24 protein-coding genes and 1 pseudogene are annotated in these 25,681 nt (G+C 49.8%); 12 read left to right on the top strand and 13 right to left on the bottom strand.

The window, feature by feature from the left end; all coding sequences use genetic code 11:
- Nucleotides 1-64: 64 nt before the first annotated feature.
- The 12 genes and pseudogenes from CPAR_RS07395 to CPAR_RS07345 all read right to left on the bottom strand — a co-directional run bounded on the left by CPAR_RS07395 (nucleotide 65) and on the right by CPAR_RS07345 (nucleotide 11,144).
- Entirely contained in the window at nucleotides 65-1,069 is a 1,005-nt protein-coding gene (locus CPAR_RS07395; protein WP_012502688.1) for an NAD-dependent epimerase/dehydratase family protein, read from the bottom strand.
- 12 nt (nucleotides 1,070-1,081) lie between these two features.
- Nucleotides 1,082-1,870: an aldolase/citrate lyase family protein gene (locus tag CPAR_RS07390; protein ID WP_012502687.1), complete on the bottom strand. Its 789-nt coding sequence runs from the start codon at nucleotides 1,868-1,870 to the stop codon at nucleotides 1,082-1,084.
- 1 nt (nucleotide 1,871) lies between these two features.
- Entirely contained in the window at nucleotides 1,872-2,948 is a 1,077-nt protein-coding gene (locus CPAR_RS07385; protein WP_012502686.1) for an AroB-related putative sugar phosphate phospholyase (cyclizing), read from the bottom strand.
- Entirely contained in the window at nucleotides 2,945-3,610 is a 666-nt protein-coding gene (locus tag CPAR_RS07380) for an SDR family NAD(P)-dependent oxidoreductase (RefSeq protein ID WP_012502685.1), read from the bottom strand. The genes CPAR_RS07385 and CPAR_RS07380 overlap by 4 nt, the downstream gene beginning before the upstream one ends.
- Nucleotides 3,600-5,396 (bottom strand): thiamine pyrophosphate-binding protein, encoded by a 1,797-nt coding sequence (locus CPAR_RS07375; RefSeq protein ID WP_012502684.1) that lies wholly within the window; start codon nucleotides 5,394-5,396, stop codon nucleotides 3,600-3,602. The genes CPAR_RS07380 and CPAR_RS07375 overlap by 11 nt, the downstream gene beginning before the upstream one ends.
- A 25-nt stretch (nucleotides 5,397-5,421) precedes the next feature.
- Nucleotides 5,422-6,576, bottom strand: a complete 1,155-nt coding sequence (locus CPAR_RS07370; protein WP_012502683.1) for a class I SAM-dependent methyltransferase — start codon at nucleotides 6,574-6,576, stop codon at nucleotides 5,422-5,424.
- A pseudogene (rfbH, locus tag CPAR_RS07365) lies at nucleotides 6,577-7,928 on the bottom strand (lipopolysaccharide biosynthesis protein RfbH).
- 31 nt (nucleotides 7,929-7,959) lie between these two features.
- Entirely contained in the window at nucleotides 7,960-8,706 is a 747-nt protein-coding gene (locus CPAR_RS07360) for an MBL fold metallo-hydrolase (RefSeq protein WP_012502681.1), read from the bottom strand.
- A 17-nt stretch (nucleotides 8,707-8,723) separates the two neighbouring features.
- Complete coding sequence (rfbG, locus tag CPAR_RS07355; protein ID WP_198002610.1) at nucleotides 8,724-9,791, bottom strand: CDP-glucose 4,6-dehydratase; 1,068 nt, start codon at nucleotides 9,789-9,791, stop codon at nucleotides 8,724-8,726.
- 22 nt (nucleotides 9,792-9,813) lie between these two features.
- Nucleotides 9,814-10,590, bottom strand: coding sequence for a glucose-1-phosphate cytidylyltransferase (gene rfbF / locus CPAR_RS07350; protein ID WP_012502679.1), 777 nt, complete (start codon nucleotides 10,588-10,590; stop codon nucleotides 9,814-9,816).
- Between the two features lie 48 nt (nucleotides 10,591-10,638).
- Entirely contained in the window at nucleotides 10,639-10,902 is a 264-nt protein-coding gene (locus tag CPAR_RS11420) for an integrase core domain-containing protein (RefSeq protein WP_083762340.1), read from the bottom strand.
- Nucleotides 10,903-10,916: 14 nt separating this feature from the next.
- On the bottom strand, nucleotides 10,917-11,144 hold the full coding sequence (locus CPAR_RS07345) for a hypothetical protein (protein ID WP_041466170.1): 228 nt from the start codon (nucleotides 11,142-11,144) through the stop codon (nucleotides 10,917-10,919).
- 490 nt (nucleotides 11,145-11,634) lie between these two features.
- On the opposite strand from CPAR_RS07345, the gene CPAR_RS07340 reads away from it, so the two are divergent.
- From CPAR_RS07340 to bshA, 6 genes are all read left to right on the top strand, one after another.
- Entirely contained in the window at nucleotides 11,635-13,497 is a 1,863-nt protein-coding gene (locus CPAR_RS07340) for a hypothetical protein (protein ID WP_012502678.1), read from the top strand.
- A 36-nt stretch (nucleotides 13,498-13,533) separates the two neighbouring features.
- The gene (locus tag CPAR_RS07335) at nucleotides 13,534-14,307 is read left to right on the top strand and encodes a glycosyltransferase family 2 protein (RefSeq protein ID WP_012502677.1); all 774 of its coding nucleotides are present in this window, start codon (nucleotides 13,534-13,536) and stop codon (nucleotides 14,305-14,307) included.
- A 155-nt stretch (nucleotides 14,308-14,462) separates the two neighbouring features.
- A complete protein-coding gene (locus CPAR_RS07330) occupies nucleotides 14,463-14,672 on the top strand; it encodes a zinc ribbon domain-containing protein (protein WP_012502676.1) in 210 nt (69 codons plus the stop codon).
- 217 nt (nucleotides 14,673-14,889) lie between these two features.
- Nucleotides 14,890-15,234 carry a hypothetical protein gene (locus CPAR_RS07325; protein WP_041466169.1) on the top strand — a complete coding sequence of 115 codons (345 nt, stop codon included), beginning with the start codon at nucleotides 14,890-14,892 and terminating at the stop codon, nucleotides 15,232-15,234.
- Nucleotides 15,235-15,304: 70 nt separating this feature from the next.
- Nucleotides 15,305-15,967, top strand: a complete 663-nt coding sequence (locus tag CPAR_RS07320) for a hypothetical protein (protein WP_012502675.1) — start codon at nucleotides 15,305-15,307, stop codon at nucleotides 15,965-15,967.
- Nucleotides 15,968-16,321: 354 nt separating this feature from the next.
- The gene (gene bshA, locus CPAR_RS07315) at nucleotides 16,322-17,476 is read left to right on the top strand and encodes an N-acetyl-alpha-D-glucosaminyl L-malate synthase BshA (RefSeq protein ID WP_012502674.1); all 1,155 of its coding nucleotides are present in this window, start codon (nucleotides 16,322-16,324) and stop codon (nucleotides 17,474-17,476) included.
- Here bshA and mreB read toward each other — a convergent pair.
- On the bottom strand, nucleotides 17,470-18,498 hold the full coding sequence (mreB, locus tag CPAR_RS07310) for a rod shape-determining protein (RefSeq protein ID WP_012502673.1): 1,029 nt from the start codon (nucleotides 18,496-18,498) through the stop codon (nucleotides 17,470-17,472). The genes bshA and mreB overlap by 7 nt on opposite strands.
- Nucleotides 18,499-18,878: 380 nt before the next feature.
- On the opposite strand from mreB, the gene hisD reads away from it, so the two are divergent.
- The 6 genes from hisD to CPAR_RS07280 all read left to right on the top strand — a co-directional run bounded on the left by hisD (nucleotide 18,879) and on the right by CPAR_RS07280 (nucleotide 25,671).
- A complete protein-coding gene (hisD, locus tag CPAR_RS07305) occupies nucleotides 18,879-20,165 on the top strand; it encodes a histidinol dehydrogenase (protein ID WP_012502672.1) in 1,287 nt (428 codons plus the stop codon).
- The gene (queA, locus tag CPAR_RS07300; protein ID WP_012502671.1) at nucleotides 20,162-21,184 is read left to right on the top strand and encodes a tRNA preQ1(34) S-adenosylmethionine ribosyltransferase-isomerase QueA; all 1,023 of its coding nucleotides are present in this window, start codon (nucleotides 20,162-20,164) and stop codon (nucleotides 21,182-21,184) included. The genes hisD and queA overlap by 4 nt, the downstream gene beginning before the upstream one ends.
- Before the next feature lie 348 nt (nucleotides 21,185-21,532).
- Nucleotides 21,533-24,097, top strand: a complete 2,565-nt coding sequence (gene acnB, locus CPAR_RS07295; RefSeq protein WP_012502670.1) for a bifunctional aconitate hydratase 2/2-methylisocitrate dehydratase — start codon at nucleotides 21,533-21,535, stop codon at nucleotides 24,095-24,097.
- A gap of 450 nt (nucleotides 24,098-24,547) precedes the next feature.
- On the top strand, nucleotides 24,548-24,721 hold the full coding sequence (locus CPAR_RS11190) for a hypothetical protein (protein WP_198002609.1): 174 nt from the start codon (nucleotides 24,548-24,550) through the stop codon (nucleotides 24,719-24,721).
- A 371-nt stretch (nucleotides 24,722-25,092) separates the two neighbouring features.
- Nucleotides 25,093-25,299, top strand: coding sequence for a YnbE family lipoprotein (locus CPAR_RS07285; RefSeq protein WP_012502668.1), 207 nt, complete (start codon nucleotides 25,093-25,095; stop codon nucleotides 25,297-25,299).
- Between the two features lie 15 nt (nucleotides 25,300-25,314).
- Nucleotides 25,315-25,671 carry a YdbL family protein gene (locus CPAR_RS07280; RefSeq protein WP_012502667.1) on the top strand — a complete coding sequence of 119 codons (357 nt, stop codon included), beginning with the start codon at nucleotides 25,315-25,317 and terminating at the stop codon, nucleotides 25,669-25,671.
- The last annotated feature ends 10 nt before the right edge of the window (nucleotides 25,672-25,681 follow it).

Genomic DNA, 25,681 nt, shown 5'->3' with positions numbered 1-25,681 from the left:
AGATACTCCTCGTACACCCGGAGGCAGGCCAGCCGGTCATCGAGATCAAATACTATTGCCTGCATCAATCAGCTCCACGAGCAGCCATAACGGCACGTTTGATTGCCTCATGCAATGGCACAGTAACAGTCAGACCAAGTTCTTTTGATGCGCGCGTAATGTCGGGGACATACCGACGTCTGAAATTTCCAGCATCTATACCAGTGTCGAGCACCTGCACCGGCACTTTTGGATGAACAGTTTCGGCAACCATATTGGCAAGTTCAAGAAGAGTGATCGCTTGATCGGATCCGACATTGTAGGGCCGACCGGATTGACCATGTTCAAGTATCGTCAATAGCCATGTTGCAAGATCACTTTGATCGAGATAAGAACGAATCGGCAACCCATTTCCCTTGATTGTGATTTGACGACCGGCAACAGCATCTGCGATGAAGTTCCCGATTGCAAAATGCGCATCAAGCGGCAAGTCCGGGCCGACGAAGGCAAAGCAACGCGCCACCAATATTTCTATACCAAATGCGTCGCCATACAGCGCACACAAGTGTTCGGCTGTGCGCTTGGCAACGCTATACGCATGGCTTGGCTGAAGCGGGTCTGGCATACCGTTATAGTCTTCGGGAATACGCTCCATTTTTTCTGGTTGTGGGCCGTAAACGCCACCGGAACTTGTCAGCAGAAAACGTGTTGCTTCGACCCGATGTGCAAAATCAAGCACATTGCGCGTACCATCAACAATCTGGTTAAAGCGTTCCAGCGGAGTCAACATCGGGCCGTTGGTAGAGTCCGTGGCGGCATGCAGGATGTGAGAACAATTCAGCTCGGTTGGGAAAGTTTTCGGCATTGTAACGTCTCCCTTGACAAGCGTAAGCCAAGGCAGCCCAACAAACTCAGGATAGGATGCAAGAAAGGCATCCGGAGAACGGCTCATGAGGGTTACTGCCGGAACAGATTTGCCCTGCGTTGATTGTTGTATCCAGTATCGAAGGAGAGATTTTCCGAAGAAGCCGGTCCCTCCAGTCAGAAACAATCGCTTGATTGTCATGCTTTCATCGTTCTGGTGCTGCATAAGGCACTGTAACTATGCCTGACCAAGCCTTTTTTCGAGCATTTCGATGCGATATTCATCTTCGGACTTGACGCGGTGATAGTAACGGCGCTTACTCTTGAGCCAGAGCAATTCGAATTCAACCGCTTTGAGAATAGCTTTCTCAGGATCATTAAGTATAGAATTCGATTTGAAAACAACTTTTCTGGTCTCAAATTTATCGATCAGCGCTTCAGAATGGAGCTTTGAAATGAAATCGATAGACCCGATCGAGATGGCACCGCCCAGGCCGGTTTTCAGTCCTTTCTGCCTAGCCTTGCTGAACACCGTATGGCAATAGTCGTACATCTGATCGCTATCGACGATATGACGGTCACGGCCTATCGAGCCAACAAAATCCACTCTTCCCATTGTAATGCCATGCAACAAATCGATATGCTCAAGAGCAAAGATTTCATCCAGATTGTTGTATGCTGTAATGGTTTCAATATTAATAGCAAAATCAATATCGGCGCGATTATCTTCAGCAACAAAGGTTTTGATAGCATTTAGAAACTTCGAGACGGCAAACGCTGTCTCCGCCATGGGCGCAATGACGCCTTTGACTCCGATGGAAAGGCCGTTGTAAATATCGGTTACGGCTTCAACCCCGCCGATTTTAAGAATAATCGGCAGGTTAACCTTAGAGGTAACGTCCTTGAGGCGCATCATCTCCTCAATCCTGCTCCCCTCGGCTTCAAACTCCGCCTTGATCTCGAACACCCCATACTCATCACGAAGTTGTTTGAGGACATCGAGCATCTGATATTCAATACTGTTCATATCACTGATTCTCAAAAATTTCAATTAATGTTTGTAACCCCGTCCTGAATTCATCCACCTTGAGATCGTCATATTTGGCCAGCATGAACTCTTTATCGGCAAGTACAATACTCAAATCTGCCCCAATGCGTTTCTTGTCATTTTTCATAGCTGCAAGCAGTAAGTCCGCATCATAATGCCGCGAATCGAACGCGATAGGCAGGCAGGGGAGCACAATTTTTTTAATACCTTCTAACATTTCCTGACTCATTACTCCTCTGGAAACCGATATAGTCCCGGCAAACAGAATGCCGATCGAAACGGCTATGCCGTGAGGTATGGCATAGCCTGAGGATATTTCAAGCGCATGGCCGAAGCAGTGCCCATAATTGAGCAGATTTCTTCTGCCAAGATCGAATTCATCGTTTTCCATGTAATCGATTTTGATCGCCATATTTTCCCTGATGATCTCATCAAGCATTTCATGACGTTTGACCTGTTCGATTTTTTCAGCTATCTGATAAAGGTCGGGTTTGGCAAACGGATTCATCAACTGAAACTTGATGGTTTCACCGATGCCGCTGTAATAATCGATTTCGGTCAGCGAGGAGAGCAATGCCGGGCAGAGATAGATAGTCGCTGGCGGGTAAAAAGTCCCAAGCAGGTTTTTACGGCTGCCGAAATTCAAAGAGGTTTTGCTACCAATGCAACTGTCGGTCTGGGCTAGAAAGGTCGTGGGTACGAACGTCCAGTTAACTCCTCGGTAGAGCGTGGAGGCAACGAAACCGGTTACATCCTGGGTTATGCCTCCTCCGATTGAAACCAAATTGATATTTCGTTTGGCATTCCGGTCAATCAGTGACGAATAGATGCCAGAAACCGCCTCAAGGTTTTTGTTCTCTTCGACCGCTTCGAAGGCGATAATGTCGGCTGCATCAGCCATCCGGTCGATGTCGGAGCGATAGATTTCCAGAACATTGGAATCGACGATCAACACTTTGTTCGGCAACGGCTGAATGGCTTTCGAGACCCTGTCAATCGTGTTCTCGAAAACAACTTTGTAGTCCCTTATGTTCGACTTGATCAGCAGATCGGTCATGCTATAAATCCCCCGTCGACAATAAGGGTTTGGCCGGTCATGTACGAGTTGCGCTCGCTGACCAGAAACGCGATCGATTCGGCAATCTCCCGAGGCTCGGCAAAGCGCCGCAGCGGAATTTCCTGCCTGATCTTTTCCTGCTCCTTTGGCGTCACGTTTTTCCGGGTCAGGGCTGTATCGACATAGCCGGGACAGATCGAGTTGACCAGTATATTGAACGGCCCGAGTTCTCTGGCAAGTGATCTGGTCATACCGTTTAGGCCAAACTTGGTAGCCGAGTAGAGGGTTCGTCTCTCCTTTGAGCGAATCCCCCAGATCGAGCTGACGTTGACGATTCGCCCAAAACCTTGTCGCTTCATGTGCGGTACGCAGTACTTGATGACAAGAAGAGGGGCGACAAGATTGATGTTCAGGGCAGTTTCGATCTGCTCAGTTTCGATCTGTTCGATGTTTTGTGGAGTGTTGATCCCGGCATTGTTAATAACAATATCATAGTCTGAACTCCGGGAAAAATATTCTTTAATGCTCTCCTGCAAGCCCAGATCAAGCTCGCTCCGGCTGGGAGCGTGGACGACAAAGCCAGGCTGTGCGGACAAGCAAGCGACTATCGAGGATCCGATCCCCCCTGTGCCGCCGGTAACCAGAATCTTCTTAATCTTCATCAATGGTTCCGATAATCATCTGTTGATTGAATACATCACGATCGAGAAACGGGAACATGTCTTCGAGCGGTTTGGAGACGATTCTGCCATCAGACTTGACTTCCGAAGAGAGTTTGGGTTCCATCTTTTCGCCGGGGTCAAGCATGACTTCGCATACGACCGGTCCATCTTCTGAGAGAAAAGCTTTGATCTGCTCGGAAAGCCCTTGGTGATTGTCGATTCTGCCATTTTTCAGGCCATAGGCCTCGGCCACTTTCAGGGTATCGGGACAACTGACGCCGCTACTTGCTTCGCAACCTACAAAGTGACCTTTAAAAAAGCCTTGCTGGGTGTTTCGGATCGAAATATACCCTTCGTTGTTCAGTACGAACAGCTTTATCGGCAGGTGATTGTGAACGATGGTCTGCAACTCCTGAATGTTCATCTGCATACTTCCGTCGCCGGTAACGCAGATTATCTGGCGATCTGGCGCAGCATAACAAGCTCCAATAGCTGCGGGAAGATCATAGCCCATCGAGGCACAGCCCGAGTTGACGACAATGTTCTGTCCTTGTTTGAGCCGCAAGCTCTGATAAGAAGAGACGCATGCCGTGCCGTTTCCGAATACGAACACCGCGTTGTCGGGGGCGCAGTCTGAAAGCACATCGAAGAAATGGTACGAATCCACCTTGATTTTGACTTTCTGGCGTTCTTCGATTATGGTGGGGAAGGTCTCCCGGTAACGGCGACACCGCTCCATCCATTGTTGATGCATCGGTGATAGCGTTTCAAGTGCGCATGACAACGCCTTGATGAACGCGCCCGCATCAGCACAGACGGGAATGTCTGCTTTGATCGTGTGCTTTTTAAGTTCGTTCTCATCGATATCGACAACGACTTTCTCGGCCTCACGACCGAAATATTCCCAGTTATAGCTAATGGCTCGAACGTTAAGTCTTGCTCCGATGGCGATGATAAGATCGCTGTTTTGTACCGCGAAATTGCCCGCCCGATGCCCGAGGGTTCCGAACCGGCCCGCATAGCAAGGGTCGGACTCCTTTACGATGTCGTAGCGGGCAAAAGTGCCAAGCACCGGAATGCCGAGTTTTTCTGCCAAAGCCCGAAACTTGCCGACCGCGCCCGAGAGTACGATGCCGTTTCCTGCGATTATCACAGGACGCTTGGCTCGCTTCAAAGCGGTCATGACCTGGTCGATTTTCAGGTCATAATCAGGTTCGGGGGGCGGCGCGAAGCCTTCGAGCGATTCCGGCTCGATCTGCGCGCCCTGGATGTCGAGCGGCACGTCGATCCAGACCGGCCCAGGCCTGCCATGCTTGGCCTCATACAACGCTTTTTCGAGGTGGAAGCGAATCGAATTCTTGTCAGTAATCATCACCGCATACTTGGTGATGGGACGAACGATATCGACGATGTTGATTTCCTGATCGCCGAGTTGCCGAAGGTTGAGTTCGGGCTGCGAGGCGATGGTGGTCTGGAATTTGACCTGACCGGAAACAATCAGCATGGGAATCGAATCGACCCAAGCCCCCATCACGCCGGTGATGGCGTTGGTGCCGCCTGGCCCGGTGGTCACATAGGCGATGCCAATCTGGTTCGACACCCGCGAGTATCCCTCGGCAGCGATCGCGCAGGCCTGTTCGTGATGGTTGCAGACGTAACGGAGCTTTTCGTTGCGGCCAAGAGCGTCGATCAGGTGCATGTTTCCGCCGCCGGAGACCATAAAAACGGTCTTCGCGGTCTGCTCATGTTCTGCGATAAGCTGTGCTATATAATCGGCAACTCTCATAACTCAAATAAAGGATTAAATAACTTTAAAGAACAATTACTTGATTGTCGATTTTCATCTTCTTTATTTGCTCAAGAATCTCCGAAGCAAACAGTGCTGAAGCAACAACAACAGGTCCGGAAAATTCACACAACACATTTGGCCCAAAAACCGGACGGCCGAATAACGACTTCCCCTGTTTTCCACTATCAGAATCAACAAAGAAAGATATCTTTGCTTCACCCAGCATTGAAGACGCAAGCAGGCGCTTGGTATAATTGCCTGCTCCCCATATAGCTATATTGAGCTGTGAGTCAATAATGTTTTTTAACGACTCAAGCCGAGTGTCAAGTAGTGACTTGGCAACATATTTTTTTAATTCATATCCAGCATTTGAACGAATAAAAACCATGCCCACTGCTGGATATAAATCAGTTCCGCTGACCTCAATAATTTTTTCTACCACCTCATTACTGGCCAAACCAACAGAAAGAGCAAGGTGATCCAATGAGTTACGATCAAAATGATTTATATGCTCAACATCAAAGTAATAAAACGGGACTTTATAAAAATTAGCATATCTTGATGCGTCAGGCACCTCTATATAAATCTTACCATCCGCTTTAAGAAGGGATATAACATTTTTTAGCGCCCCTTTTAAATCATAAATATGTTCAGCCACATGAGAAAGGATAATCAAGTCAAATTTCTTGCCCTCAAAAATCTGCATCAAATCATCGAATAACGATCCTGACTTTCCATTAATGTAAGAAGGCATTTCGTGAACACACTTCGAGGCAGGCTCAAGAGCGTTTAAGTCTGAATATCCTTTTTCTTTTAGTTCTTTTAACAGTCCACCACCTCCGGAACCAATGTCAAGAATAGCCTTCTCTCTGCTCAATAGCCCTGATATAAAATCAGCAGTAACAGACAATCGTTTTTTATCGTATTCTGTATCGCCATAGCCTGAGGCTGTATTCTTATCTTCATACTTAGAAAGCAGCTCATAATACAAATCATACTTCGCCTGATCAGCATCAACATCGGCAAACAGAAATGAGCAATCTGTGCATTTTACAACATCATATGAGGTAGGCAAGGGGTTTTCTGGTTCCAAAACAAAATCCATGTGGTGGATAATCTCCCCATAACCGCACCCGCAAACAGGACACGCCCTTGACAACTCTTTTTTTTTGTTCAATCATCTTCCTTCTACCTTTTTTGATAGAACTTGTATAATCCAGGAAATTTTTTCCTCGCTCATTCCCGGATACACCCCAACCAGAAAGTATCTCGCATGATTTTGTCGGTGACTTTTAGCCCCCTCACCACCCGGTAGCCTTTTCGGTCGCGACGCATCTCATCAAAACATGGGTGTTTGACGAGATTCCCGGCAAATAGCATTCTGGTCTGGATTCCGTTAGCCTCAAGATGGTTGACCATCTGGTCGCGTGTAATACCTGCATTTTCTCTTACCGTCATCAAGAATCCGAACCATGATGGCTCGCTGTCTTTTGTCGCCTCGGGCAATATGAACCGGTCTTCCAGGGGCGCCAGCCCATCACGAAGCATCTGCCAGTTTTTTTTGCGTGCAGCAATGAAGTCCGGCAGTTTTTCAAGTTGAGCGCACCCAATGGCGGCCTGCATATCGGTCACTTTCAGATTGTATCCGAAATGCGAATAAACATATTTGTGATCGTAACCGAACGGAAGCTCTCCAAACTGCTGCCCAAAGCGGTTCCCGCAGGTGTTGTCCCTGCCTGAAGGGCACCAGCAGTCTCGACCCCAGTCCCGGAATGAATCGATCAACCTTTTAAGCAGCGGATCATCAGTGTAGATAGCCCCACCTTCACCCATGGTCATATGGTGTGGGGGATAAAAACTGGAGGTGCCTATATGGCCAATGGTTCCGGTATATCGCCATTTCCCGTTCAACTCATAGCGCGATCCAAGAGCATCGCAATTGTCTTCTATCAGCCACAGATTGTTGGCATCACAGAACGCCTTGACTGTTGCAAGATCAAAAGGGTTGCCCAGCGTGTGTGCCAGCATGACGGCTTTCGTTTTATCCGATAGAGCAAGTTCAAGCTGCGAGCAATCTATGTTACAGGTCGGCAGTACAACATCCACAAAGACCGGAATGGCTCCATACTGGATAATCGGGGCTACCGTGGTTGGAAAGCCGGCAGCTACCGTTATGACTTCATCACCCGGCTTTATCCGGCGCTCGCCGAGTTTCGGTGAAGTAAGCGCCATAAAGGCCAACAGGTTTGCAGAGGAACCGGAATTGGTAAGGGAGCAATATTGAACACCAAGAAATGTTGCAAACTCTTTTTCAAACTGCTCGGCATACCGCCCGGAGGTCAGCCAGAATTCCAGTGAACTGTCAACAAGGTTGACCATCTCCTGCGCATCGAACACCCTGCCGGCGTAAGCCACCCGTGACTGACCGGGTTGAAATGGGGCTTGCTGAGCAGGCTTGTGCACCAGTTCGTAGTACTCTCTGGTTTTGTTCAGGATCTCCTGCTTCAGAGCTTCTGCCTTGTTTGTCATCAATTATCCGGGCTCCTGTTTCTGCTTGTGGTTATAACGCAATAATCTGATCGTCTTCGGCTGCCAGAACGTTCACAAAAATCTTGCGCGCGGCCTGTTCCGCCTCCATCCGGCTTTTCCTGTCGGGATACCTGAACGCATCGAAATGCACCAGCGCGAGCTGTTTGGCTCCTGCCTCGAGGGCGAGCCTGGCTGCGCTTTCGGGATTGAGATGCGGCCAGTCCTGATTCTCTTCGCCACTTCGAAAAGCACATTCGGCTATCAACAGATCGGCATTGCTGGCCAGCTCGACCGCGCTTTGGCAGTAGCCGGTGTCGGGGCAATAGGCCACGGTTTTGCCTTCGATGCCTAAGCGAAAGCCGATCGTGGGTACCGAGTGGCGCATTGGAGCCGACTGAACCGTAAAGCCGTCGAGTTCGATGGCTGTTCCGTCATGCTCCCTGAGCGTAACCGGATACGAAAGGGCGGAAAAAGGCAGGGAGTAGGGCGGGGCGATGATGGTTTTGAGATGTTGGAGATCGCCCTTACGGCAATGAATGGTCAGTCCTTTTGGAATACTGAACTTGTTGAGCAGGTGCAGGCCGATAATATGATCGAGATGCAGATGACTCAGAAACAGGTGAACCGGTTTGTCGGCACACATGAACCGGTCAGCGTTCTGCAAGCCGTTACCGGCATCGAGCACGATCACCGATGCGCTGGTTTCGACAAGAGTACAGATCGTCTTGCCTGTGGATGAGTCATACCATCCGTTCGTGCCGAGAAACACCACCTTCATACGCATTTCTCCGCTTGTCAACTATTCATGTAAGCCTCGATCTGCGCCTGGCAAATCTCTAATATCCGGCCACTTTGGTACTGCTGGTACCAGTTCACCGTTTCGCTGACCGCGCGATCGATGCTCCATATCGGCTTCCAGCCGAGAAGCGCTTTGGCCTTGGTGATGTCGAGCCTGAGCAGATGGGCCTCGTGAACTGCCTCCGGATTTGAACGGTTTTCCCGCGATCCGCTTCCCCAGACCTTGACGACAGAATCGACCAGTGCACCGACCGTCAGGAAGCTGGACTCTTCCGGCCCGAAATTCCAGGCCCCTTCGTAAACCCCAGGATTCTCGAAGAGCTTCTCGGCCAGCAGCAGGTAGCCGGAAAGCGGTTCGAGCACATGCTGCCACGGGCGGACAGCGTGAGGATTTCTCACCACGATCGGTTCACCCCTTTCGAGATGCCTTATGCAGTCTGGGAGAATCCGGTCAACCTGCCAGTCGCCGCCTCCGAAAACGTTGCCGGCTCTGGCCGACGCCAGACTTTTGCCATGTCGGGCAACGTCCGCAGGATTGAAAAAGGAGTTCCGGAAAGCCTCAGTCACCAGTTCGCTGCACGCCTTGCTTGAACTGTAGGGATCGAATCCGCCAAGCCGGTCGTTTTCCCGGTAACCCCAGACCCACTCCCTGTTTTCGTAACACTTGTCGGTCGTGACGTTGATGATCACCCGAACCGAATCGCAGCGGCGGCAGCATTCAAAAACGTTGACCGTGCCGCCAACATTGACGTCATAGGTCTCTTTGGGATTTTCGTATGAATACCTGACCAGCGGCTGGGCGGCGAGATGAAAAACGATCTCCGGCTGCTGCCGTTCAAAAACGCGAAACAGTGTGTCAAAATCCCTGACATCACCGATTTGAGAGGCGATATGCTCTCCGATGCCGGAGAGTACGAAGTTGTCGTTTGAAGTCAACGGAGCGAGGGCGTAGCCGGAGACCTCGGCTCCCATCATCTTCAGCCAGATAACAAGCCAGGAGCCCTTGAAACCGCTGTGCCCGGTTACAAGAACTTTTTTACCGGCCCAAAATAAGTTGTTCAGCATCGTCTCATCCGCCATTACCACTTTACCAGAGCTTCCATGGAGCGGCGCCCGTTTTCCAGAGTTCTTCGAGCATTACCTTGTCACGCAGGGTATCCATTGGCTGCCAGAACCCATGATGGGCATAAGCGGCAAGCTCACCTTCTCCAGCAAGACGCTCCAGAGGTTCCCGTTCCCATGAGGTGTGATCACCTTCAATATAATCGATCACCTCAGGCGAGAGAACGAAAAAGCCGCCATTAATCATTGCTCCATCGGTTCTGGGCTTTTCCTTAAAGGTATGAACCTTGTGGTTCTTATCGATGTCGAGCACGCCAAAGCGACCGGAAGCAGGCATGGTTGCCGTAAGAGTAGCCTTTACTCCCTTGGAACGGTGAAAAGCAAGCAATTTATCTATGTTGATATTGCTAACACCATCTCCATAGGTAAAAAAGACCTCCTTCTCGTCTTTCACATAGTCTTGCACTCTCTTGAGACGGCCACCTGTCATTGTGTGTTCGCCAGTATCGATCAGGGTGACGCGCCAGGGCTCGGCTTTATGATGATGGACCTGCATCTCGTTATGCTCCATGTCGAACGTGATGTCCGACATGTGCAGAAAGTAGTTGGCGAAATACTCTTTTATCAGGTAACCCTTGTAACCGCAGCAGATGATGAAGTCGTGAACGCCGTAAGCCGAATAAATTTTCATGATGTGCCATAGAATCGGCTTGCCACCGATTTCAATCATCGGTTTTGGCTTCAGGTGAGTCTCTTCGGAGATGCGGGTGCCGAGACCACCTGCAAGAATAACAGCTTTCATGATAGTTTGTTTTACGCCTAAAGACTTCGTTGTAAATCGTAAATCTGCTTATATGCCCGTAGCTGGAATGGCTAAATTAGAGTTTTCAGATCTATTGCATTGTGTTGCAATGCATTCCATAGGTGTCACTTGTTTCAAGGAATAATGGGGCCAGAGCGCGCTGTATTCCTTTCGCCAGGCTTCGATTTTCTGCCTCGCATCTTCCATGTCCAGGAGCCAGTTTTCCGACAGGCACTTGTCCTGTAACTTCCTGTTAAATGATTCAATATAGGGGTTATCCGTCGGTTTGCCAGAACGGGAGAAGTCCGGCACTCCCTGTCATAAGCTCAGCGATCCAGCTTCTTCGGGATGAACACGCAACCATTATCGCCTCGCAGCCGCGCCAGGCATACAACCTTTCGACTGTGAACCTGATGGTTTAGATGTTTCACGACATCATAAGCCTTGATTTGCCGATCGGCTACGAGATCCATGCCCACCTTCGATACGGAGACTGGTTTTGGCCTGACGGCGAGCAATGGCCATCTGCGCCCCAATGAATTTTTTTGTTTCATGGCAGTTTTTCCTTGTTTGGTTCGAGTTACTCGTTGCCCGAAAACTCTATTTTAGATCGGTCCAGTTTTCTGGGTGGGGGACAGGGGGGCAAGACCGGTGGCTAAGGACAAGCTTCTTTCCATTGGCTGAAAGCAGTTTTTAGAAGTTCAGAGAATGCAAAAAATGCCATCGGTCAGTATCACAATACCTGGTAAATTAAATCATATGGATGAAGCGAGAGCCTGTTTGTTATTCTTGAAATTCCCAACTTAAAAAGCCACTGTTTTAATCAAAAGTATTGGTTTATAAGCGGCGATATTTTGTATATTATTCTGCATTTTGTAAAAATCAAAGTCGTTAAATACGTTTGGATGTTATCTGAATCTGTCATAATTATAAGTTGAGAGTAGTTGAGTAGAATGGTAAATTAAAACGATAATTTTTTTTGCGTGAATAAAAAAGATCGGCCTGAAAGTTATTGCGGATATATTTAAAAAAAAGAGACGTAAAATGCTGAAAAATGTCAATGATCATTTTGTGGCTTATGATAATGAAGAAAGCGGATACCATCCGGTATTTATTGTTATAGTGATTCTGTTAATTCATGCATCAATTTTCATTAATAACCATGAGGCGATTTTAAATCAAATAACACTGCGTGATTTTGATGGGTACTGGCATCTCTTGAGAGTTGAAAGTTTATATCATACAGGCAATTTATACGATACTATAATTCCTCGAAGTAATGCTCCATATGGTGAGCATCTTCACTGGACGAGAGCTTTTGATTTGATATTATATGCTGGAGCATATGTGGGTTCTTTTTTTGTTGGTTTTAATGCCGCTCTTTTTTGGTGGTCCATGTTTGTTAACCCAATTTTACATATTTGTTCTTTTCTTGTGCTTTTTTGGGGGGTTCGTGATTTGATTGGAGATGCACGCGCTTCTCTTTTTGGGATTATTTTTCCTTTTCAGCCAGAAATCACTTCCGTATTTATGCCGGGTATTCCCGATCACCATGGAGCGCTTCTTTTTATTTTTTCACTATTTATAGTTCTCTTTATTAAGTCGATTTTGAATGATAATTTGAAAATACTTTCTATATGTGGGATTGTTGGCGGTATCTCTCTTTGGTTTAGTATTGAAAATATTGTAATCGTTCTAATCGCTTTTTCTGTTTTAGGATTTGCTTGGGTAATTGAGGGTAAGCCTTTTGAAAGTAAAAATATTCTCTTCTCTTTTACGTTGTTGATTTCAACGTTGTTGACAATGCTTGTTGATACAAGATTCGATGATTTAATGAAAGTCGTTTATGATCGTCGATCAATCGTTCATGTATTTCTTTGGCTTACTATTACGTTCTTTTGGATAGTTATCTTTTTCGTGAGCCGGTATTCTAAGATTATTGAGAAGAAAATTTCTCGAATTTTTGCGGCAATATTTGGGGTTTTTGTGTGTATTTTTTTGATGCACGAATTATTCCCGCTCTTTTTTAGAAGCCCACTTGCAGAAATTGATCCTGTAGTAAAATCAATCTATTTAAATCAAACAACAGAGTTTACTGGATTGTTTTCTGCGAATAGCCATTTGCCGAAATCAGCTATTGTATATTGGGCTATGACGCTGCCTGCGATTCCTATCAGTTCTTTTTTTGTGTGGCATAGTTTTGATAGGCAGAAGAAAGTTTGGGTATTTATAATGATTGTGAATATATTTTTTATAGTTTGGTCAGCCTTGACTTATCGTATGATTACATATGCTTTTTTATGCGCTTTAATACCAGTTTCTTATTTGCTTTATCTTCCTTTTGCGTATATTCAGAATAATGTTGGCCAGCCATATAATGCGTTGGTAAGATCATTTTATATTATTGTTTGTTGTTTTGGTTTGTTTATTCTTCCTGTTAAGATGTTTAGCTCCAGTAGTCAGGGGAATTTGTTAAGGGATGGAAAATTTTTGTTACAATTTAGCCGCTATCTTAATGAGGATAAATTTTTTAAAGAAGAAAAAAGACGAACTCTTACAAGTATGTACATGGGCCCCTTAATTCTTTATAAAACTCCACATGAGGTTATTGGTACACCATCACATCGGAATGTTTCAGGTATACTTGATACCTATCATGTTATGAATGCGCTAAACGAAAGTGATGCCCATATGATTATTCAACGAAGGGGTATACAGGTAATAATCATAGGTAGACCAGAGTCAGGAATCGGTGATTATTTTATTCAGGATGACAAAGCAAAGAATGATATGGGTGAAATATTTCACCACCAGCTTTGGAAAGGAAACGTCCCGACATGGCTTCAAATATATCCGGTTCCCAAATCATTACAAGGCAAAATAAAAGTATTTCTGGTTCTGGAGTAATGTGCCGGAAATCCTTCAAAAATAAATGATTGAACAATGGTTCAGAGACCTAAAGTTTTAATTTTTATTGTGGCTTACAATGCAGAAAAGACAATTCAGAAGGTCTTGACGCGCATTCCTGAAGATCTCCTTGATGATTATGAGGTAGAAATTTTAATTATAGATGATAAATCCTCTGATGATACTGTAGTGCGTTGCCATGAGGCAATAAAAAGCAGCCATCTTAAATTTAAGACCCATGTTAAGGTAAACCCTAAAAATCAGGGTTATGGAGGCAATCAGAAGATCGGGTACCAATACGCTATTGAGCAAAATTATGACTGTGTTGCTTTACTTCACGGTGATGGTCAATATGCTCCAGAATGCTTGCATGATTTAATAGAGCCCGTCATAAAGGGTGAGGCAGAGGCTGTATTCGGATCCAGAATGATGAAGCCTTTCGGAGCCTTAAAAGGTGGTATGCCTATGTATAAGTTTGTTGGTAATAAAATTCTTACTTTTTTTCAAAATCGAATGTTAAAAACCTCTTTAAGCGAGTTTCATTCTGGTTACAGGGTGTATTCTGTAGAGGCTTTAAAGCAAATTCCTTTTCAATTAAATACAGCTGATTTTCATTTTGACACCGAAATAATAATTCAACTGATTTTTAGAGGTCTTCGTATTGCCGAGCGCCCAATTCCGACATATTATGGAGATGAAATATGCTATGTGAATGGTATTAGGTATGCTTTTGATGTTGCTGTTGCCACTATTAAAGCAAAAATGCAGTTTCTTGGTGTTATTTATGATAAGAAATACGATATTTTTTAATAGCATTGTTATGGCAATAAGGGTGAGCTTACGCTTATCGGTTATTTAATTATCTTAAAATAATCAGGGTTAATACAGCTGCCGAGGGCTGTGATTGCTGGTTGACTTTACTTTTTACGGAAACAACAACTAACCTTTTCAGGAAGGAGTGGAATATGCAAAAGGAGAATTGGGAATGCCCTAAATGTGGCAACCGTTATTTCGAAACAGGTCAATTCGCAGCGACAGGCGGTTTGTTTGCAAAAATTTTCGATGTGCAAAACAAAAAGTTTACCACCGTTACCTGTACGCTTTGTCAGTATACTGAAATTTACAGGGCAGAATCGAGCAAAATTGCCAATATTTTTGACTTTTTCACGAGCTGATTAAATGAAGCTTCTCCCGGAGCTGAGAGTTGGTTCCGGGAGATGAGGTGATGATGTTTACAAGGCAATCTTGTTCGTACGACCATCGAGCATGCAAAATCGAATGCGATGCAGTTTTGAGTTTCGCTTCAGGAAAATACGATGAAGTCGGCTCAGAGTTGTTTAAACTCTTGTGTATTTTATACAGACCTCAAATCACATTGTTTGAGAAAATACTATGAATGAACGGCCAATATACCCAAAGGATGAAGAAGTTAAGGTTGAGTGGACAGTAATTCATAAAGCAATTATTGTTCTCTCAGTGATTGTTATTTGGCCATTGTTCTTTTATACGACAGATATCAATAATGACATTATGAAGAAGTTACTTGCTGTTTCAGGGCTGAATATTGATATAATTGGCGTTGTTGTAGCTTCACTTAAAACTCCATACTATGGTCTTTTTTGTGATGGAGGAAAAGTTGAAGTTACTCGTGCTAAGGTTGAAAAGAAATACTTCCAGTTTGGCATGTGGCTTATTGCGCTGGGGTCATTGTTTCAGGCAATCGGGACCTTACTTTAAATTGATTCTTTTAAGAATGTTATTTATGAGTCCTTAAAGTGAAAATTATAAAATATATGTCGAAGTAAATATGGATAAAAGTGATATGCCTACTGATCGACAAATCAAATACGCACAAGACTTGGGAGTCAGAAATCCTCAAGGTATTAGGCGAAGTGAATTAAGTGAGCTAATAGATGAGGCTCTTTTTCGGAAATATCCGCCAAGTGACAGAAACTTAAAGGCTGCGAGTGATTTTGGAATTGAAGTTCCTAAGTACATCACCAAGAGAGCTTTGTTTGACCTTATTTGGAACACACTAGAGAATGAAAAGAGAGATGAAGATTTGGCTTCTTGGTATGCTTATCGAATCTGTCGTAGCTTTGTAAAAGGTGCTGTAGATCATCCTGAGGCTAATAGTGTTATTTCGGCAAAAATAAAAGAAATAGGGAAAGCTTTAGCCGCCGATCCCAGAATTCTAACTTCGATTAAGCGCCATAGTGGACAAGATGTCATTTGGTTTGGACAATGGACAAGCCCAAACGGCGCCCTATTGGAAGGAGCAAGCAAAAGAACAAAAGCCTATAAGACGGCTTCTGCTCTTATCGAGAAGCACTTAGAGCTTTTTGATCCTAATATTCGTCATCCTGATGCTGGGTTTAACAGTAAAGACTTTCAAGGGGGTGGGTGTTTTTCAGTGATGTTTGTTTTGTTGCTTTTAGTGACTTTTTTGGTGTTTATGTTTGTGGTATAAACAATGCTTTTAGGGGCTATTATTCGATGCTTCTCATTATTTTTATGAATGAAAACCAACAAAAAAATCTATCATGAACGAGTAGCAAAAAAGAATTACCATCAATCCGGGGTAGTCTGGTGGACGTCTTTGTCTCCGAGGTTTGCGCATCAGAGTGGCTGACATTATCGACCTGCTGGCCAAAAGCTTTATTTGTGGTTTTCTGAAAGAGCTGGATTTTTCACTCTGCTTTGCTTCGTTTCGAATGACAATAAATGTAAAATCACTTATCGTCCTTGTATATCACCTCTTCAACTCTCCTCCGATTTTCGTACTTTCGAGCATAGATCATTGTAGTAATTCGATTTACCAATTATGAAAATCGGGATTTCCTGTCATCATACCTACGGCGGTAGCGGGGCAGTGGCGACCGAGTTGGGGAAGGCGCTGGCCACGAAAGGCCACACGGTGCACTTTTTCAGCCAGGCAGCCCCGTTCAGGCTCGGGCTCTATTCCAAGAACATCTTCTGCCACGAGGTGGAGGCGATGCACTATCCGCTGTTCGAGAGTCCGTTCTACTCGCTGGCGCTGGCCTCCAAAATCGCTGAGGTCGCGTACTACGAAGAGCTGGATGTGGTGCACGCCCATTACGCGATTCCCCATGCCATCAGCGCCGTGCTGGCTCGCCAGATGCTGGAAGAGCGATGCCCGGAGTCGCAGTGCTTCCGGATTGCCACCACGCTGCACGGCACGGACATTACCATCGTCGGTGCCGACAAGAGCATGAAAGATGCGGTGCGGTTGGCGATCAACAAGTCGGACGGCATCAGCGCCGTGTCTGGCTATCTGCGCGACGAGACCATCAAGATGTTCGACCCGCGCAAGCCTATCGAGGTGATTCACAACTTTGTCGATACGGCGCTGTTCAAGCGTCTCGATGATAATCGCCCGAAGCAGATGCTCGGCCTGGACGGCGGCAAGGTGGTGATTCACATCTCGAATTTCCGTCCGGTCAAGCGCATCATGGATGTGCTGGCGGTGTTCGAGCGCATTCAGCGTGACGTTGAGGCAACGCTGCTGCTGGTGGGCGACGGGCCGGATCGCAGCGAGGCGGAGACCTGGGTGCGGCGCAACGGGCTTGGCAGCAAGGTGCGGTTCCTCGGCAAGCTCGACGACATCGTGCCGCTGCTCTCCATTGCCGACCTGATGCTGATGCCGAGCAACGTCGAGTCGTTCGGACTTGCGGCGCTCGAAGCGATGGCATGCGGGGTGCCGGTGGTGGTGACCGATGCGGGCGGATTCCCGGAATTCGTGCGGCAGGGGATTGACGGCTATCTGCACGACCACGGCGACATCGAAGGCATGAGCCGCAGCGCGATTTCAATTCTCAAAGACGATGCCGTCTGGCAGCGCTTTTCGGACGCGGCCGTAAACCAGGCAGGGCGGTTCGAGACCGCCCTGAAGGTTCAAGAGTACGAAGCGTTTTATCGCAGGCTGATTGACGAAGCCCGCGAGCGCAAAGCTCAGTAACGCTTGGTCGAGAGCAGCACCGAGCGGTAGTTCTCCAGATCTTCGAGCACTGCGCCGGTGCCGCGCGCCACGGCGGTCAGCGGGTCTTCGCTGATGTGCACCATCAGCTTGGTCTCCTCGTTGATCTTCTTGTCCAGCCCTTTGATCAACGCGCCGCCACCCGCAAGGAACAAACCGCGGTCGAGGATGTCCGCCGAAAGCTCCGGCTTGGTGACCTCAAGGCTCTTCTTGACCGAGGTGATGATTTGGCTGATCGGAGTCGCGATCGCTTCGCGGATGGTTGCGGAGTTGATTTCGCGTTCCTCCGGCAGGGCGGTCACCAGGTTGCGGCCACGCACCATCATGGTCAGCTCCTTGTCGAGCTTGTACGCCGATGCGATCCTGATTTTCACCTCTTCAGCCGTGCGTTCGCCGATGGCCAGGTTGTAGGCCTTGCGGAAGTGGCGGATGATGGCGTTGGTGATGTCCGTGCCTGCCACGCGCAGCGATTCGCCCGAAGCGATGCCGCCGAGCGAGATCACCGCGATTTCAGTCGTCCCGCCACCAATGTCCACGATCATGTTGCCCATCGGCTCCTTGACGTCGATGCCGATGCCGATTGCGGCGGCCATCGGTTCGGCCACCAGATAGACCTCCTTGGCGCCGACGTGCTCTGCCGAGTCGCGCACGGCCCGTTTTTCCACCTCGGTGATGCCGGACGGAATGCCGATCACCATGCGGCGGATGCCGAGCGAGAACTGCTTTTTGGTCTTGTTGATGAGGCCGCGAATCAGCTCTTCGGTTGCCTCGTAGTCGGCGATGACGCCGTTGGCCAGCGGCTTGATGGTGACGATGCCGGGGTGCGTTTTTTCGTGCATCAGCAAGGCGTCGTGGCCGATGGCGACGACTTTGCCGGTATTGCGGTCGCGGGCGACGATGGACGGCTCGTTGAGCACGACGCCCTTGTTGCGGATGAAAATGAGAGTGTTGGCTGTTCCGAGATCGATGGCGATGTCTCTGAACAGGTTACCGAAAAAGCTCATGATGAGTAAAGATCTTGGTATGGTGCATAGAGGCTTGAAAAGAGCTTTTTTCTGAGCACGTTGAAAAAATTGCTGTGCGACCCGATTGCAGCGTTGCTCCGACAGCGGTCGGAATGGCGCCCCACATCAAGGTACGTTTTCGCGGTACTCTTCAGGCTGGATTCCAAGGGTTTCAAATGAATTCTAAAAGTACTTAAAGGAACCTTTTTTTCAAATGAAATCATTGGTCGTGCGAGCCTCTTTTTGATGCGCTCTTCAAGCCCTCCGCTGCCGGGGTCGTCGTGTTCGGCTGTTTCGTTTCAAGCGGGTATTGATTACATTACAGGCCAAAGAATAACGCTCCTCAAGCGGGGCTATCACAAAAAATCATCGAATCAGCCGTGCTAACGATCTATACTTTTCCTCAGGACGAAGCCGCCCTCAAAGAACAACTCAACCGGACGGTATCGTTTGATCCCGAAGCGCAGAAGACGGTCGATGAGATTCTGCATCGGGTCAGAACCGAGGGCGACAAAGCTATCCTCGACTACACCGAGCGCTTTCAGGGGGTTCGGCTCGAAAGCATGATGGTGCCGCAGGAGGAGATCGATGCTGCCTACGCGGAGTCAGATCCGGAGTTCATCTCGATCCTCGAAGAGGCGTATGCCAATATCACGGCGTTTCATCGTAACGAGGCGGAGAAAAGTTTTTTCTACGAGCAGAAGGGGGGAGTGATTCTCGGCCAGCGCGTGACGCCGATGGAGAAAGCGCTGCTCTACGTACCGGGCGGCAAGGCGGCCTACCCGTCGTCGGTGCTGATGAACGCCGCGCCCGCGCAGGTGGCTGGCGTCGATGAAATCTACATGACCACGCCTTGTGATGCCGAGGGCAAGGTCAACCCGCACATTCTCGCCGCAGCGAAGGTCGCGGGCATCACGAGCGTTTACCGCCTTGGCGGGGCGCAGGCCGTGGCGGCGTTCGCCTACGGCACGGCGTCGATTCCGAAGGTGGACATCGTCACCGGCCCCGGCAACAAATATGTCGCGCTGGCCAAGAAGCAGGTGTTCGGCCACGTCTCCATCGACAGCATCGCCGGGCCGTCCGAGGTGGTGGTGATTGCAGACGAGAAGGCCGATCCGGAGTTCATCGTGATGGACATGTTCGCCCAGGCCGAGCACGATCCGGACGCTTCGGCAGTGCTTATCACGCCGTCCGCCGCAGTTGCCAAGGCGGTGCAGGAAGCTGCCGCTCGTCTCGCCAGCACGATGCTGCGCGGCGAAGTCATCACCAAAGCGCTCACGGACAACGGCGGCATAGTCGTCACGAACTCGATGCAGGAGGCCTGCAAGGTGTCGGACATGATCGCGCCGGAGCACCTCGAACTGCACGTCGAAAATCCATGGGAGATTCTGCCCGACCTGCGCCACGCCGGCGCGATTTTCATGGGGCCGTGGTCGTGCGAGACGGTTGGCGACTACTTCGCCGGGCCGAACCACACGCTGCCGACCAACGGCACGGCGCGTTTCTTCTCGCCGCTCTCGGTGCGCGATTTTGTGAAGCACACCTCCATCATCGCCTGGTCGAAGGGTGAACTCGGAAGGGCCGGGGAGAAGATCGCCCGCTTCGCCGACCACGAGGGGCTTCAGGCTCACGCCGAAGCGGTTCGCGTCAGACTGAAAAAGCTATGAGGGTCGAAGAGTTCGACTACACCCTTCCCGAAGAGCGCATCGCAACCTACCCGCCAGCCGAACGCGGCTCGACGCGGCTGATCGTGCTCGACCGGGCGGCGGATTCGATCACCCATTCAGTTTACGCTTCGCTGCACGAGCGACTCCGTCCGGGTGACCTGCTCGTGCTGAACAATAGCAAGGTGATCCGTGCGCGGCTCATTGCTAACAAGCCGACCGGCGGACGCATCGAACTGATGTTGCTCGAAAAGCACGAAGGCGTGCAGAACCTCGCGCTCTACCGTGGACGGCTGAAGGTCGGCGACCGCTTGCTGGCGCACGGCGCGGAACTTACGGTCGAAGCGCTGCCCGACCACGGCGTCGCGCGTCTCTCGTGCGACACGGCGAACCTTACCGAATTGTTCGAAGCGCACGGCTCCGTGCCGATTCCGCCCTACCTCAAGCGCGACGCCGAAGAGGTGGATCGCGAGCGCTACCAGACGGTGTTCGCCGAGCTGCCCGGCTCGGTTGCCGCGCCGACCGCCTCGCTCAATCTCACCGACGAGCTGCTCGAAAAAATCAAGGCCAAGGGAGTCGATGTCGTCCACATCACGCTGCACGTTGGGCTCGGCACTTTTCTGCCGATCCGCTCCGAGACCTTCGAGGAGCACGTCATGCACCGCGAGTTTTACAACATCCCCGAATCGAGCGCCCACAAGATCGGTGAGGCCAAAGCCCGTGGCGGGAGAGTCGTCGCCGTCGGCACCACGGTCACCCGCGCGCTCGAACACGCCGCACCCCGTTTGCTCGATAGCGATTTTTCGCAGGAGGTCAGTGGTGAGGCGGACATCTTTATCTATCCCGGCTACGAGTTCAGAATTATCGACGCCCTGCTCACCAACTTCCATGCCCCACGTTCCACGGTGCTCATGCTCACCGCCGCTTTTGCAGGAAAAGAGCTGCTGAGGCGAGCCTACCAGGAAGCCCTCGAACGCGACTACCGTTTTCTAAGCTATGGTGACAGCATGTTTATCAGTTGATTATTGTCTGTCGAGACCGTGCGTGAACCGTCCGGACGCTTCGTGAAACATTCGTTTCGTCGTCCATTCTGTCAGATTTGTATCCAGCCGTGCAATTGCCCGGTTTAAAAAAATTCACCGCGATCTGACAGCCCCACCCATTTTCTGAAATTGTTAACTTCGACCTCTTTTTCTCCTCAAAAAGTTCGGTTTCCTCAGCTGCTCCTGCTTTTGTGATTTTGCATTTCTTTTGCAGTGGGGTTATTTTAACGTTTTGCCTTTTTTCAGGCAGATACCATTCCGGCTTTTACCGTTCGCCGTAATTACCATCGAATAATCACTCATAATCTTTTCAATGGAGATCATTATATGAGTCTCATCAGTCAGTATCGCGCCCATACAGAGGAACGCGCGAAACTTGGAATTCCGCCGCTTCCGCTGACCGCCGACCAGGCCGTCGAGCTGATCGCTCTGCTCAAGGAGAATCCGATTCAGGAGCAGGAGTATCTTGTCGATCTGTTCGTGAACCACATCAGCCCCGGCGTGGACGATGCGGCGCTCGAGAAAGCTTCGTTCCTCGATGCGATCATTCGCGGCGAAGCATCGTGCGCAGCCATCGATGCAGTCGAGGCGGTTCGCATTCTCGGCACGATGCTCGGCGGCTACAACGTCAAGCCGATGATCGACGCGCTTTCGAGCGCTGATAGCGCAGTTGCCGAAGCCGCCGCACTTGCGCTGAAAAAGACTCTGCTCGTCTATGATTCATTCGACACGGTGGTCGAGCTCTCCAAAACCAACAGCTACGCCAAAGAGGTGCTCGAATCATGGGCCAACGGCGAATGGTTCACCTCGAAGCCGACGCTTGCCGAAAAGATGACCCTGACGGTCTTCAAGGTTCCGGGCGAAACCAACACCGACGATCTCTCCCCGGCCAGCGAGGCCTTTACCCGCAGCGATATTCCGATGCACGCGCTCAGCATGCTCGGCTCCAAGATGGACGACCCGATCGGCACCATCGCCAAGCTCAAAGAGAAGGGCAACCCGCTCGCCTACGTCGGCGACGTGGTCGGCACCGGTTCCAGCCGTAAATCGGGCATTAACTCCGTGCAGTGGCACCTCGGCAACGATATCCCCGCCGTGCCGAACAAGCGCACCGGTGGCGTGGTGATCGGCGGCATCGTAGCTCCGATTTTCTTCAACACCGCCGAAGACTCCGGAGCGCTACCGATTCAGGCCGACGTGACCTCGATGGAGATGGGCGACGTGATCGACGTCTATCCCTTCAAAGGCACTATCGAGAAGAACGGCGAGGTGATCTCAACCTTCTCGCTCGAGCCCAACACGCTGGCCGACGAGGTTCGCGCTGGCGGACGTATTCCGCTCATCATCGGCCGCAACCTCACCCGCAAGGCCCGCAAGGTGCTCGGCCTCGGCGAAGAGTCGATCTTCAGCCGTCCCGAACAGCCCGCCGATACCGGCAAAGGCTACACGCTGGCGCAGAAGATGGTCGGCAAGGCGTGCGGCCTCGATGGCGTTCGCCCCGGCATGTATGTCGAAGCCGAGACCCTCACCGTCGGCTCGCAGGACACCACCGGCCCGATGACCCGCGACGAAATCAAGGAGCTTGCCGCCCTGAGCTTCGGCGCCGATCTTTTCATGCAGAGTTTCTGCCACACGGCGGCCTACCCGAAACCGTCCGACGTGAAGATGCACCGCAGCTTGCCGTACTTCATCATGAGCCGCGGCGGCGTGGCGCTCAAACCGGGCGACGGCGTCATCCACACCTGGCTGAACCGCATGGTGCTGCCCGATACGCTCGGCACCGGCGGCGACTCGCACACTCGCTTCCCGATCGGCTGCTCCTTCCCGGCAGGCTCTGGCCTCGTAGCCTTCGCAGGCGTGACCGGCACCATGCCGCTCAACATGCCCGAGTCGGTGCTCGTGCGCTTCAAGGGCGAACTCCAGCCCGGTATCACCCTGCGTGATCTGGTCAACGCCATTCCGTACGTCGCCATCAAAAAAGGCCTCCTGACTGTCGAGAAAAAGGGCAAGAAGAACATCTTCGCCGGTAAAGTACTGGAAATCGAAGGCTTGCCGCAGCTGAAGGTCGAGCAGGCGTTCGAGCTTTCTGATGCCTCTGCCGAGCGCAGCGCCGCGGCCTGCACCGTGTGCCTCGACAAGGAGCCGGTCATCGAGTATCTCGAGTCCAACGTCAAGCTGCTCGGCCAGATGATCGACGAGGGCTACGGTGACGCCGAAACCATCAAGCGCCGCATCGGCAAGATGGAGGAGTGGCTCAAGAAGCCGGAGCTGCTCGAACCGGATGCCGACGCCGAGTACGCAGCGGTCATCGAGATCGACATGAACGAAATCACCGAACCGATCCTGGCCTGCCCGAACGATCCTGACGACGTGGCCACGCTCAGCGAGATTCTTGCTGACGAGAAGCGCCCGAACAACATTGACGAGGTGTTCGTCGGAAGCTGCATGACCAACATCGGCCACTTCCGCGCCCTTGGCGAAGTGCTGCGCGACAAGGGTCAGGCGAAAGCCAAGCTTTGGGTTGTGCCGCCGACCAAGATGGACATGAAAAAGCTCATCGAAGAGGGCTACTATGCAGTTTATGGTACTGCCGGTGCTCGCACCGAGGTGCCAGGCTGTTCGCTTTGCATGGGCAACCAGGCTCGCGTGGCGGACAACGCCGTGGTCTTCTCGACCAGCACGCGCAACTTCGACAACCGCATGGGCAAAGGCGCGCAGGTCTATCTCGGCTCCGCCGAACTGGCCGCTGTCTGCGCACTGCTTGGCGAGATTCCGACCAAAGAGAAGTACATGGAGGTCGTCGGCTCGCTTGCCGAGAATGGCGACAAGGTCTATCGCTACCTGAACTTCCATCAGGTGAGCGCCGAAGAGCTGCAAATGCTCGTCGATTAATCGACCTTTGAGTGCATCCCGCCCCAGTTTCACCATGCTTGGGCGGGATTGCTCATGCAATGTATGAACAAATCCTTCACGGCTGCTTTTCGTATGGCGCTGTGGAGGATTTGTTATTTAAGAGATTGTGGGCTGAAACGCATTTTGCTAGTGAGGGGCGATGAAAAAAATATAGCTGTAAAGGATTTTTTGCAGGCCCTGCCCTTGCGTACCCGTCACCATCATGACAATTTTTGATGCGCCTCTTCTTTTTTTGCTTATTACGCCTGAAAATGCTTTTTTGACTATATTGGTGTATTTTTGGCGATTATTATTCGAATAAATGGTGTACAGAATTCTTCTGAAGCCATGAGTGTGATTTTTTGAAAACTCTCTCTTTTTGATTATCATTTAAGAGCTGAACAAGCTGTAACACAATCATTTATTTGACAATCAAACTGCATTCGAATCATGAAAAAACTTTTCGTGTTCATGTTCCTCCTGAGCTCTGTTTCTTTCGTTGGTTGCGCTCAGAAGTCAGAAGCACCTGTTGAAGAAGCCGCTCCGGCTGAAGCCCCTGCAGAAACCGCAGCTCCGGCTGAAGAAGCTGCTCCGGCTACCGAAGAAGCTGCTCCTGCTAAGTAATCTCTTTTACAAGAGCTTTAACGAAAAAGAGACAGAGGTAACTCTGTCTCTTTTTTTTGTTCATCCGTTACTGATTACCAAGCCTTGCTTTAAAGAGACTGGCGAATTATTATTTGGTAGTAGGTTTGCAAAAGGACTGTGGGCAAAAGGTTTTTCTTTAAGTTGCTATGCGTTTACCAGAATTTCAGTGGGCGCAAATACTCGATCATATCAACGCATTTGAATCTTCCTCAGGGGTTTGCTTTTGATTTTTTGATGCAAGCAAGCTTTGGCCGTTTCCTCGTCAGATTCCGGCATATAGGCCGTTATGAAACTTTGTCAACGTTGGGGTGGTTCACATCCGTATCAATGCTTAATTAATCAACAACGACATGAAAAGAGTGACCGTTTTTCCCTTGCGTGCAACCATGCTGTTGCTTGCAGGCCTGATGATCGGTGGTTGCAGCCCTACGGTGAAGGTGCAGGCGCCTGACAAGCCGATTACCATCAACATGAATATCAAGATTGACCATGAGATCAGGGTCAAGGTTGATCGTGACATCGACAACGCGCTCAACAAGAGAACAGACATTTTCTAAACAGGGAGCATAACCATGCAGATGAACAAAGCTTATCGTAAGGCAGCGCTGGCAAAGACCGTCGTTCTTTTTATCACGTTGCTTTTTGCATTCACGTCGTCAGCTTTCGCGCTCGATTTAGAAACGGCGCTGACCAAGGGATTGGTTGGGGAGGTTGATGACGGTTATATCGCTATTCCGCCCAAGGCGGGGAATGAAGCCGCCGAGCTTGTCGATGAGGTCAATGGAAAACGCCTTGACGTGTACAAAGAGATCGCCGAAAAGAATGGCATTTCAGTTGAGGCAACCGGCCAGCGCACCTTCCAGAAGCGCTATCCCGACTTCCCGGCAGGTACGTGGGTGAAGATACAGGGAACATGGTCACAGAAGTAGCCTGCCCGTC

Origin of the sequence: Chlorobaculum parvum NCIB 8327 (assembly GCF_000020505.1) — a bacterium.
Classification (GTDB): domain Bacteria; phylum Bacteroidota; class Chlorobiia; order Chlorobiales; family Chlorobiaceae; genus Chlorobaculum; species Chlorobaculum parvum_A.
Note: the sequence above shows the minus strand (reverse complement) of the source record. Positions and strands in the feature narration are given on the sequence as shown.